The following is a 10,667-nucleotide window of genomic DNA, read 5'->3' as shown; positions in this document are numbered from 1 at the left end:
AAGATGAAAAATCCCGTCTGTTCGAACTCTGGCAAAACAACCTGGGCAAAGCCAAGGGCGAAGCCGCACGGTTGTTCGGTGAGCGCGCCAAGCGCAAAGGCAAATGGGCTGAATGGGTGCGTTCCGAACTCGACGGCATGTCACCGCCGGAATTCGCGAACATGGTGCGCAGTGAAGTCAATCGCCTGATGGCCGCCGCTAAATAAGCGCCTGCCTGGAAAAAATCGCGACAATGGCCTCGCGCACTTTTAATACCACCGGATCGAGCTGCGTACTGGTGCGCCAGCCCAGTTCGATCGGGTAACGCGGCAGCGCCAAAGGGCAGGGCAGCAACGCCAGTGCGCTGAGCGCGGCGATGCTTTGCGCCGCATGGGCCGGAATGGTCGCCACCGCCTGACTGCCCTTGAGCAGATGCGGCAACGCCGCAAAGTGCGTAGTCGATGCGCATACCCGCCGACTCAGTCCCAACGCCGCCAAGCCTTCATCGGTAATCCCGATAAAACCGCCCGAAGACACCAGAATGTGTTCGCGGGTGACGAACGCCTCAAGGCTGAGGGTCTGCTGCCCCTCGGTCAGGCTGAGGGGATCCACCAGGCACAGATAACCCCCTTCACCCAACACCTGACGGCTGAGCAAACGCTCGGTAAACCCGCCTGCGGTGATCGCCAGGTCGATGCTGCGCTCCATCAAGTCCCGGGCCACGATCTGGCTATGGGTCTGGCGAAAGATCAGCCGCAGTTTCGGCGCACGGTGAGCGATCTCTTCGATCAATCGTCGCCCATAGGCGATTTCAAAATCATCCGACAAACCCACCGTCACCGAACGCCCGTCGTAATGATGGGCGGCCGGATCGACCATCGCCAGGCTTTGCCGGCATTTATTCAGCGCATCGCTGACCACCGGTTTCAACTGATTGGCCTTGAGCGTCGGTGCAAGACCTCGGCCGGTGCGCACGAACAACTGATCGCCATACACCTCTCGCAACCGGCGCAACGCCGCGCTGACCGCCGATTGCGTCACGCCAAGACGCAGCGCGGCGCGGCTGGCGCTGGATTCCTCGTGCAGGGCTTCGAAGACTTTGAGCAGGTTGAGATCGACGGTGGCGATATTCATTTGGTTCATATCATTTAGCAGTGAGTCTGGCTTTATTCATGATCCAGTGGCGCCGCAGAATGAGCAACACTTCATTACTGACGGAGTCACCGCGATGCCCAAGTCAATCGTTGCTGCCCTGCAAATCGGCGCCTTGCCCGGCGGCAAGGCCGATACCCTCGAGCAAATCCTTTCCTGGGAAAGCGCCATTATCGAATCCGGCGCGGCGCTGGTGGTCATGCCCGAGGCGTTGCTCGGCGGCTACCCCAAAGGCGAGGGCTTTGGCACGCAACTGGGTTATCGACTGCCGGAAGGTCGTGAAGCGTTTGCGCGATATTTCGCCAACGCCATCGACGTGCCCGGTGCCGAGACTGACGCCTTGGCCGGATTGTCCTCGCGCACCGGCGCCAACCTGGTGATCGGCGTGATCGAGCGGGCGGGCAGCACCTTGTACTGCACCGCGTTGTATTTCGACCCCCAGGCCGGGCTGGTGGGCAAACACCGCAAACTGATGCCCACCGGCACCGAGCGATTGATTTGGGGCAAGGGTGATGGCTCGACCTTGCCGGTGATCGACAGCCAGGTCGGGCGGATCGGCGCGGTGGTGTGCTGGGAAAACATGATGCCGTTGCTGCGCACCGCGATGTATGCCAAAGGCGTGGAGGTCTGGTGCGCGCCGACCGTGGACGAGCGCGAGATGTGGCAGGTCAGCATGCGCCACATCGCCCATGAAGGACGCTGCTTTGTGGTCAGCGCCTGTCAGGTCCAGGACTCGCCGCAAGCCTTGGGCGTGGATATCGCCAACTGGCCGGCGGAGCGTCCGTTGATTGCCGGCGGCAGCGTGATTGTCGGACCCATGGGCGACATTCTCGCCGGGCCGCTGCGTGGCGAGGCGGGGTTGCTGACCGCCGAAATCGACACCGATGACCTGATCCGCGCCCGTTACGACTACGACGTGGTCGGGCACTATGCGCGTCCGGACGTGTTTGAATTGACGGTGGATGAACGGGCCAGACCGGGCGTGCGGTTCAACGCCTGAACCGTGGGGGGTGTGATTGTCGTCTAGTCTGTATGCGTTTCCCCCCGTCAATGGATGGACTGCCCATGAGTTTGTCACTCGGCCCGATCCTGCAGTTTCGTGGCATCCACAGTAATGCCTATCACGTGTCCGCCCTGGTGGTTTTACCCTTGGGCGGGGCATCTCCCACGGTAAAAGTACCCAAGGGTGTGACCGCCACCACACCCTTGGCCATCGCCGACGTCCCGTTGCTCAAGCCTCAGTCCCGCGTCTGGCGCGTCGATTTCAAAGCGCTGCAAGACCAGGCCGTCGCCACCGCTTACACGGTCACGATAGACAGCGCGCAGGCCAACTTCGTCGTTCCGGCCGAGGGCCAGTCGCCGCGCATCGCCTATGTATCGTGCAACGGCTTCTCCGACCCCAGGGAGATGGAGAAGGTGGACAGGAACAACGAACGTTGGGAGCACATGTGGGGCGCCCACCAGGGCGAGCCCTATCATCTGCTGTTGATGGGCGGCGATCAGGTTTACAGCGACGACATGCGCAGCAGTGTGGTGTCCATGAAAACATGGTTCGCCAAACCCTTCGCCGACCGTCAGAAGGCGGTCTACACCAAAGTGATCGAAGCCGACCTGGACAAGTTTTTCGCCAGGCTCTACCTGGAACGCTGGAAACAGCCCGAGATAGCCAAGGTGTTCGGCGCCATCCCGACGGTGATGATGTGGGATGACCACGACATCATCGATGGCTGGGGGTCTTACGATGAAATATTGCATTCAAGCCCGGTGTTCCAGGGGCTGTTTGCCACGGCCAAACGCTATTTCAGGATTTTCCAGCAGCAACTGATCCAGACTCATCCTCACCTCAAACCGTCGGCGGACACCCACCCGTGCGCAATTCCCGGCACCGCTGACGGCTTTCATCTGGGGTTCACCGGCCTGGGCGAACTGGCCTTGCTGGTTCCCGATCTGCGCAGCGAACGCACGCCCGATTTGACGACGCCACGGGCTCAGCAAACCCGGGTCATTTCGCCCGTCAGTTGGGATGCGATTTATGCCTGGCTGGGCAAAGTCAGGGCGCACAAGCACCTGCTGCTGATGTCGAGTATTCCCGTGGGTTACCTTGATTTGCAGGCGGCCGAAAAGGCGCTGGACCTGGTGTCGGGGCAACAGGAACTCGAGGACGATTTGCGCGATCACTGGCGAAGCCTGCCTCACCGAGACGAACGCCGGCGGTTGATCATGCGGCTGCTGGATTTTGCCAAAGCCCAATCATGCAAAGTCACGCTGGTGTCCGGCGATGTTCATGTGGCCGGGGTCTGCGTGATCGAATCGAAGTTGCCGCGCCATGGCAGCGATGGGGCCGGGAAAATCTACCAATTGATTTCCACAGGTGTCGTGCATCCTTCGCCACCGGTGCTGGCGGTGCACTTTCTGGAATCCATCGGTGGCAACCAGGAACAGATCGATTACGCCATCACCGGCACCATGTTGCCCATTGGCGCCAGGGGGCGTTACCTGATCGCCGCTCGAAACTGGCTGGCGATAGAGCCGGATGAAGGCAGCAACGGCAAAACCCGACTGTGGGCCAACTGGCACATAGAAGGGCTCAAACATTGTGTGACGCAGGTGATCGACCCCGTTTCCTAGGGGGCGTTACCAGATGACGGAGGTCGAACCCGGCAGGCTGAGCTTGCCGCGATCGACGAAACGCATCGTGCCGAACGCGCCGCCCGCCAATTTGCCCCGAAGCACGTAGGGCAGATTGTCCAGGGTCTGTGTCTGACTCAGCCCGAGGGTCTGACGCAGCACCGTGAACGCCGAAATGCTCACAGGCACCACGATCACCGCTTCAGAGAAACGCGGAATCGAACCCGACTGATCGCTGACACCGGAGGCGAGGGCTCGGCCGTTGACTTCCAGGTCCAGCGCCACGCCGTTGTAGTTGATCGCGGTTTCATTGGGGTTTTGCACGCGCAGTTTTATGGCAAAACGCACTTCCAGTTCCTGGCTGGGCAGTGGCTCGACACCGACCACATGGATGTTCAGTGGGTCGTGACTGGGGAACAGGGCGCAGGCGCTGAGGGAGAGCAGCAGGAGGGAAACGAACAGGGCAAGCAATCTGCGCATGGACAGGCTCTCGTAAAGAAAAAGGCCGAACCGTTCATGGCTCGGCCTTCGAGCATTACGGACGGTTCAACTGTGCGACAGCCACAGGCGACGCGGGTTCACCCTTGGCCGCAACATCCGGGTTCTGCATCACCTGAAGCACCGAGGCTTCCGGATCGAACTCGTCTTCTTCCAGCTCGATGAACTCTTCGGGCAGGAAGATATTGAGCACGATAGCGCACAACGCACCGACGGTGATCGGTGATTCGAAGATGTTGTGCAACGCGGGCAGTGTGGCGAGCCCCTGCTATTCAAACAAACGCCGCGAGCAGATCCTCTTCAAACGCCTTCTGCGCATCCCCCGGCACCTGCGCGCGATGGCGGGCCAGGTGGAACGCCACCTCGAAACTCATGTCACCTTGGCGCACGACACGCAGCAACCCTTTGTCCTCCCAGCTGCGGGCGAAGTGGTTGGGCAAGTAGCCCACGTGCTTGCCGGACAGTATGAAGGCGAGGGTGCCTTCGACCTGTTCGGACCGCGCCGAACACAGCTTCCCCCGAAACGGCTCGTCGCTGCGCAGGAAGCGATAGGGATGATCGACCCGGTCGCAGGCCTGGAGCGCTTGATCGTCGGGTGCGTCATCGGTGAACAGCGGATGCCCGGAGGCGCAGTACAGGTGCTGGGTTTCCGTGAACAGCTCACGGTAATCAAAAGCACTCTGTGCCTGAGAGAAATAGCCGATCGCCAGGTCCAGCCGTTGTTGCAACAACAGCCGCTCCATTTCGCCGGGCATCGCGCTGATCAACTCGATGCGCACCGACTCGTCCCGTTCGCGAAAGCGCCGGATCGCCCCGGCCACCCGTTGCAGCACCGACTGATCAAGCGCTTCGGACAAACCCAGGCGCACTTCGCCGATCAAGCGTCCGGCCACGCCGTTGGATTGATGGCGGAACGTTTCGATCGATTCGAACAAGGCGCGAATGGCAAGGAGCAATTGTTCGCCTTTGGGGGTGATCTTGAATCCGCTCTTGCCGCGACTGCACAGGCGATAACCGAGCCGGGTTTCGAGCTTGGCCATCTGCTGGCTGATGCTCGACTGGCTCAATCCCAGGTCACCCTGGGCGGCGCTGAAGCCCCCGCATTCCACCACGCTGACAAACAGGCGCAGCAGGTGCAGGTCCAGATCGTGGAGTTGACCGAGCATCAAACATTACTCCGCAATAAAGTCAGGATAACTAACCTGGTATTTTTCCAATGTAACCGACGACGCATCCTGCAACCACTTCCTCCGGTCAGGTGTTCGTCATGGCTCCGTTCTTCAAGCTGTGTTTACCCGCGCTGTTCCTCGCCATGGCCGTGCCGGCCCAGGCTGAGGAAAAAGTCCTCAATCTCTACAGTTGGGCCGATTACGTGGCGCCCGACACCTTGCAACGGTTCGAAAAGGAAACCGGTATCCACGTGCGCTACGACACGTTCGACACGCCGGAAGTCCTGGAAACCAAACTGCTCACCGGCGGCAGCGGTTACGACGTGGTGGTGCCGTCGTCCAGTGTTCTGGCGCGTGGGCTGGCGGCGGGCGCGCTGAAGGAGATTCCTCACGATGGCCTCAAGGGGTACGCCAACCTTGACCCGGACATGCTGGAGAAACTCGCGGCGGTAGACCCCGGTAACCGTTATGGCGTGCCCTATACCTGGGGCACGCTTGGGCTTGGGATGAACGTCGAAGCGGTAAAACAACGTTTGCCCAACGTACCGCTCAACAGCCTGGACCTGCTGTTCAAGCCCGAATACGCCAGCAAACTGAAAGACTGCGGCATCGCGATTCTCGATTCGCCGCAAGAAGTGATCGGCCTGGCGCTGCATTACCTGGGTAAAGATCCCTACAGCACCGACAAGGCTGATCTGACAGCCGCCGACACCCTGTTGCGTCAGCTACAGCCCTCGGTACTGTACGTCGCCACCGGACGGCAGATCAACGATCTGGCCAATGGCAGCGTCTGCCTGGCACTGACCTACAACGGCGACGCGAGCATGGCCGCCGATCAGGCGCGCAAGGCCAACAAGCCATTCGAGGTCGCGTACCGGATTCCGAAGGAGGGCACGCTGGTGTGGCAGGACAACCTGGCGATCCCCAAGGACGCGCCACACCCCGAAGCTGCCCGGGCCTTCATCGAGTTCATGTTGCGCCCCGAATCCGTCGCCGCGTTGACCAATACGCTGTTCTTCGCCACAGCCAATCAGGCGGCGACGCCATTGGTGGATGAGGCGGTGCGCAGCGATCCCGATATCTACCCGCAGAGCGAGGTGCGTGCGCGGCTGTACGCCGACCGCAGCATGAGCCTTAAGGACATGCGTCAGCGCACCCGCCTGTGGACCACTTTCCGTAGCCGCCAATAAACCAATAATAAGGAACACACCATGGACGTCCCTGCACAGAACGATCAGGCCATGACCCGCGACAGTCTTTACGGAACTGCCGCCGAAAGCACCTACGCCGGTATCACCAGTTTCATGCGTCGTCGCTACAGCCGCGACTTGCGTGGCGTCGACGTGGTGGTCAGCGGTGTGCCGTTCGACACCGCCACCAGCAACCGCCCCGGCGCGCGTTTCGGGCCGCGCGGCATTCGGGCGGCATCCACCGGGATCGCCTGGGAGCGCCATTGGCCGTGGACCTTCGACCCGTTTGATCACTTGGCGGTGATTGACTACGGCGATTGCGCCTTCGATTACGGCACGCCGCAGTCGGTGCCGGACAGCATCGAAGCCCACGCCGAGCGCATCCTGAATAATGGTTGCGCGATGCTGACATTCGGCGGCGATCACTTCATCAGTTACCCGCTGCTCAAGGCCCATGCCCGTCAGCATGGCCCGTTGTCGCTGATTCACTTTGACGCTCACAGCGACACCTGGCCGGATGAAGAGGGCAAGCGCGTCGATCACGGCACGATGTTCTGGCACGCGGCCAAGGAAGGGTTGGTGGATCCGTCGCGCTCGGTGCAGATCGGCTTGCGCACCACCAATGACGATCATCAGGGTTTTCAGGTGCTGGATGCGCGGCAGGTGCACCGGCAAGGGTGTGAGGCGATCGTCGAGGCGATTCGTGCGCGGGTCGGCGGTCACCCGGTGTATCTGACTTTCGATATCGACTGCCTCGACCCGGCTTTCGCGCCCGGCACCGGGACGCCGGTGTGCGGTGGCTTGAGCACGGTGCAGGCGCTGGAAATTCTTGGCGGTTTGCGCGGGATCAACCTGGTGGGGATGGACGTGGTGGAAGTGGCACCGGCCTACGACAGCGCGGACATTACCTCACTGGCCGCGGCGACATTGGCCATGGAGATGCTGTGTTTGTATGCGGCTAAACACAAGGTCGATCGCTAACGCGTTTCCAATTGTGTGAGCGAGTCTGCTCGCCCCCACAGGGCAATGGTGGGGTCACTACTGCCAATTTCTGACAGTAACCTCTGCTAAGCTCCGGCGACTTCCAGAAAGGAGCCTGCCGACCGTGTCGCGAACCAGCCGTTTACTGACCTTGTTACAAGTGCTGCGGGGCAAAAGTCGTCCGGTGACTGCCGCGGTATTGGCCAGCGAGCTGGAAGTTTCCGAGCGCACGCTGTACCGCGACATTGCTGAACTCACCGCGCTCGGCGCGCCAATCTTTGGCGAGGCGGGGATCGGCTATGTGTTGCGCAGCGGCCTGTTTCTGCCGCCCTTGATGCTCAATGCCGATGAAACCGAAGCCATCGTGCTCGGGTTGCGCTACGTGGATCAGCGTGGCGATGAGGTCCTGAGCAAAGCCGCGGCCGACGCCCTGGCAAAAATCGCCGCGGTACTCGACCCGGCGGCCCAGGACGCCTTGCGCAACCCGACGGTGTTGCCGGGGCCGCCGGGGTATGGCTATCCGCAAAATGTCGTGCCGTTGAATGTGTTTCGCCAGGCCATTCGCGGTCAGGCCAAGCTGCACATTGATTACGCGGATGCCAACCAGGTGCCCAGTCAGCGGCTGATCTGGCCACTGGCCCTGGGGTTTCTCAATGAAGTGCGGATCATCGTCGCCTGGTGCGAGTTACGCAGTGCCTTTCGCACGTTTCGCACCGACCGGATCTCGGCTGCCAGCGAGCAGGGCGAACACTATCCGGGGCGGCGCAGCGACCTGTTGCGCACCTGGCGCAAGCAGATGCAACTGGACGAAGCCGGGCGCTTCACTCCTGACAAGAACTGACACTGGCTTGCTTTAGCATGGCTCCAGAACCAACCAAAAGGAGCCGTAACATGTCCAATCCAGCCTCTTCACTGGCCCCCGCCATCGCCGCCTACATTGCTGCCGCCAATGCTCGCGACACCTCGAGGGTCGCCAGTTTTTTCGCTGAGGATGCCAACGTGTTCGATGAGGGCCAGCATCAGGTCGGCACCCAAGCCATCGCCCAATGGATGCAAGACACCGCGCAGCGTTACCAGCCCCGGGTCGAGGTGCTCGACGTCCAGCAGCGTACCGGCAAAGTGCTGGTGCATAACCTGATCTCCGGTACGTTTCCCGGTAGCCCGCTGGAGTTGCGTTACATGTTCCGCCTCAATGAGCAGGGCAAGATTGCCCGCCTGGATATCTCCTTGTAGGGGACGTGGCATACTGCCGCGCATGAATGTCGACTCTCCCTTAAGCGCCTGGCAACACGCCATCGAACAGAAGGGCTTCGTCCAGGACGAAGCCCAGGAACACGCCGTGTGGGCGCTGCAAAAATGCCACGAAGCCTTGCATGAGGGCCGCACGCCCATCATCGGCGTGTACCTCTGGGGCCCGGTCGGGCGCGGCAAGACCTGGTTGATGGATCAGTTCTACCAAACCCTGCGCGTCCCCGCCCGGCGCCAGCACTTCCATCACTTCATGGGCTGGGTGCATCAGCGTTCCTTTCAATTGACCGGCACCGCCGACCCCTTGAGGGCGCTGGCCCGCGAGTTGAGCCAGGAAGTGCGGGTGCTGTGTTTCGATGAACTGTTCGTCAACGACATCGGTGACGCGATCATCCTCGGGCGTTTGTTTCAGGTGATGTTCGAGCAGGGCGTGGTGGTGGTATGCACTTCCAATCAGCCGCCGGATCAGCTGTACGCCGATGGCTTCAACCGCGACCGGTTCGTGCCGGCCATTGCCGCGATCAAGCAGCACATGCAGGTGATTGCGGTGGATGGCGGGGAGGATCATCGCCTGCACCCTGGCGCCGGTCTGCAGCGTTACTGGGTGAATGTACCGGGTCAGCCCGATGCCCTCAGCGAAGTGTTCAAGGCCTTGACCGTCGGCCAGTCGCTGTCCAGCGACCCGGTCACCGTCGGTTACCGTTCGGTCAATGTCATGCGAGCCAGTCAAACCGTGCTCTGGTGCCGTTACACCGAGCTTTGCGAGCAGCCTTTGGCCGCCATGGACTTCATGGCCCTGTGCGATACCTTCAGCGCGATTCTGTTGAGCGAGGTGCCCAACCTCAGCGCGCAAAAACGCGAAGGGCGCATTGCCCGCGGCACTGAAGACGGTGTCGAACGGGTGGTGGCGGGGGATCGCGAGTTGCCGCAGTTGTCGGTGCATGACGATGGCGTGCGCCGGTTCATCGCCCTGGTGGACGAATGCTACGACCGCAAGGTGCCGCTGTACCTCGAAGCGCAGGTGCCAATGGAAGCGTTGTACACCGAGGGCTATCTGCAATTCCCGTTTCGCCGCACCCTCAGCCGTTTGCGGGAGATGCAACTGAAACGTTTTGCCGAGGCTTGATGTCCGGGAGGTTGTCGACACCCCGGCGCTCGCGCTAATGTCGCTGGACCTTTTCAGTGCGCATGAGGCGAACTGGGGCAACTTGTGTGATTGAGGGTGGAAATGGAATCCGCAGAAATTCTTGTGCTTCAGGCCAGCTACTCGAACCCGATACATGCCGAGGCGATTGGCCTGGTGTTGAACCACTACGCTGAAGACCCGATGGGTGTCGGTCACCCTTTACCCGCCGATGTGTTGCAACAACTGCCAAGGGAACTGGCCAAACGTCCCCATGCTTTCAGCGTTCTGGCATTTGTCGGCGGCGAGCCGGCGGGGCTGGTCAATTGCTTCGAAGGCTTTTCGACCTTTGCCTGCCGGCCGCTGGTCAACGTGCACGATGTGTCGGTGGTAGCGAAGTTTCGCGGGTTGGGACTGAGCCAGAAAATGCTGCGCAAAGTCGAGGACATCGCACGTCAGCGCGGTTGCTGCAAAATCACCCTGGAAGTATTGGAAGGCAATTCAGTGGCTCAGGCGTCTTATGGCAAATTCGGCTTTTCGCCTGGCATGTTCGACCCGGCGCACGGTCGGATGCTGTTCTGGACCAAGGCGCTTTAATCCTCCCTGCGCAATCCCTGTAGGAGCGGGCTTGCCCGCGAAAGCGGTGTGTCAGGCAACATCAATGTTGACTGGGCCGACGCCTTCGCGGGCAAGCCCGCT

12 protein-coding genes and 1 pseudogene are annotated in these 10,667 nt (G+C 61.1%); 9 read left to right on the top strand and 4 right to left on the bottom strand.

Translation table 11 applies throughout. The features are described from left to right. A partial coding sequence (locus HCU66_RS09820; protein WP_205888289.1) for a hypothetical protein occupies positions 1–206 on the top strand: 206 nt, incomplete at its 5' end. Here HCU66_RS09820 and HCU66_RS09815 read toward each other — a convergent pair. Next, a complete protein-coding gene (locus HCU66_RS09815) occupies positions 199–1,122 on the bottom strand; it encodes a LysR substrate-binding domain-containing protein (RefSeq protein ID WP_205888288.1) in 924 nt (307 codons plus the stop codon). The genes HCU66_RS09820 and HCU66_RS09815 overlap by 8 nt on opposite strands. An 85-nt stretch (positions 1,123–1,207) precedes the next feature. Here HCU66_RS09815 and HCU66_RS09810 point away from each other — a divergent pair, with 85 nt between their 5' ends. Then, positions 1,208–2,131 carry a carbon-nitrogen hydrolase family protein gene (locus tag HCU66_RS09810; protein ID WP_205888287.1) on the top strand — a complete coding sequence of 308 codons (924 nt, stop codon included), beginning with the start codon at positions 1,208–1,210 and terminating at the stop codon, positions 2,129–2,131. Positions 2,132–2,196: 65 nt separating this feature from the next. Then, on the top strand, positions 2,197–3,759 hold the full coding sequence (locus tag HCU66_RS09805) for an alkaline phosphatase D family protein (RefSeq protein ID WP_205888286.1): 1,563 nt from the start codon (positions 2,197–2,199) through the stop codon (positions 3,757–3,759). A gap of 6 nt (positions 3,760–3,765) precedes the next feature. Here HCU66_RS09805 and HCU66_RS09800 read toward each other — a convergent pair whose 3' ends face one another. The 3 genes and pseudogenes from HCU66_RS09800 to HCU66_RS09790 all read right to left on the bottom strand — a co-directional run bounded on the left by HCU66_RS09800 (position 3,766) and on the right by HCU66_RS09790 (position 5,423). Further along, positions 3,766–4,239, bottom strand: a complete 474-nt coding sequence (locus tag HCU66_RS09800; protein ID WP_205888285.1) for an LEA/WHy family protein — start codon at positions 4,237–4,239, stop codon at positions 3,766–3,768. A 55-nt stretch (positions 4,240–4,294) separates the two neighbouring features. Continuing rightward, positions 4,295–4,519 (bottom strand): annotated as a pseudogene (locus tag HCU66_RS09795) (xanthine permease XanP); the annotation flags it as partial. Between the two features lie 10 nt (positions 4,520–4,529). Continuing rightward, positions 4,530–5,423 (bottom strand): LysR family transcriptional regulator, encoded by an 894-nt coding sequence (locus HCU66_RS09790; RefSeq protein ID WP_205888284.1) that lies wholly within the window; start codon positions 5,421–5,423, stop codon positions 4,530–4,532. Positions 5,424–5,524: 101 nt separating this feature from the next. On the opposite strand from HCU66_RS09790, the gene HCU66_RS09785 reads away from it, so the two are divergent. From HCU66_RS09785 to HCU66_RS09760, 6 genes are all read left to right on the top strand, one after another. Continuing rightward, entirely contained in the window at positions 5,525–6,616 is a 1,092-nt protein-coding gene (locus HCU66_RS09785) for a polyamine ABC transporter substrate-binding protein (protein WP_205888283.1), read from the top strand. Positions 6,617–6,637: 21 nt separating this feature from the next. Further along, a complete protein-coding gene (speB, locus tag HCU66_RS09780) occupies positions 6,638–7,597 on the top strand; it encodes an agmatinase (RefSeq protein ID WP_205888282.1) in 960 nt (319 codons plus the stop codon). Between the two features lie 124 nt (positions 7,598–7,721). Beyond that, the gene (locus HCU66_RS09775) at positions 7,722–8,438 is read left to right on the top strand and encodes an HTH domain-containing protein (protein WP_205888281.1); all 717 of its coding nucleotides are present in this window, start codon (positions 7,722–7,724) and stop codon (positions 8,436–8,438) included. 50 nt (positions 8,439–8,488) lie between these two features. Continuing rightward, on the top strand, positions 8,489–8,830 hold the full coding sequence (locus tag HCU66_RS09770) for a nuclear transport factor 2 family protein (RefSeq protein ID WP_008010768.1): 342 nt from the start codon (positions 8,489–8,491) through the stop codon (positions 8,828–8,830). A 22-nt stretch (positions 8,831–8,852) separates the two neighbouring features. Continuing rightward, a complete protein-coding gene (gene zapE / locus HCU66_RS09765) occupies positions 8,853–9,971 on the top strand; it encodes a cell division protein ZapE (RefSeq protein WP_205888280.1) in 1,119 nt (372 codons plus the stop codon). A 102-nt stretch (positions 9,972–10,073) separates the two neighbouring features. After that, entirely contained in the window at positions 10,074–10,565 is a 492-nt protein-coding gene (locus tag HCU66_RS09760; RefSeq protein WP_205888279.1) for a GNAT family N-acetyltransferase, read from the top strand. Positions 10,566–10,667 lie beyond the last annotated feature (102 nt).

This window comes from Pseudomonas frederiksbergensis (assembly GCF_017114915.1).
Lineage (GTDB): Bacteria > Pseudomonadota > Gammaproteobacteria > Pseudomonadales > Pseudomonadaceae > Aquipseudomonas > Aquipseudomonas frederiksbergensis_I.
Note: the sequence above shows the minus strand (reverse complement) of the source record. Positions and strands in the feature narration are given on the sequence as shown.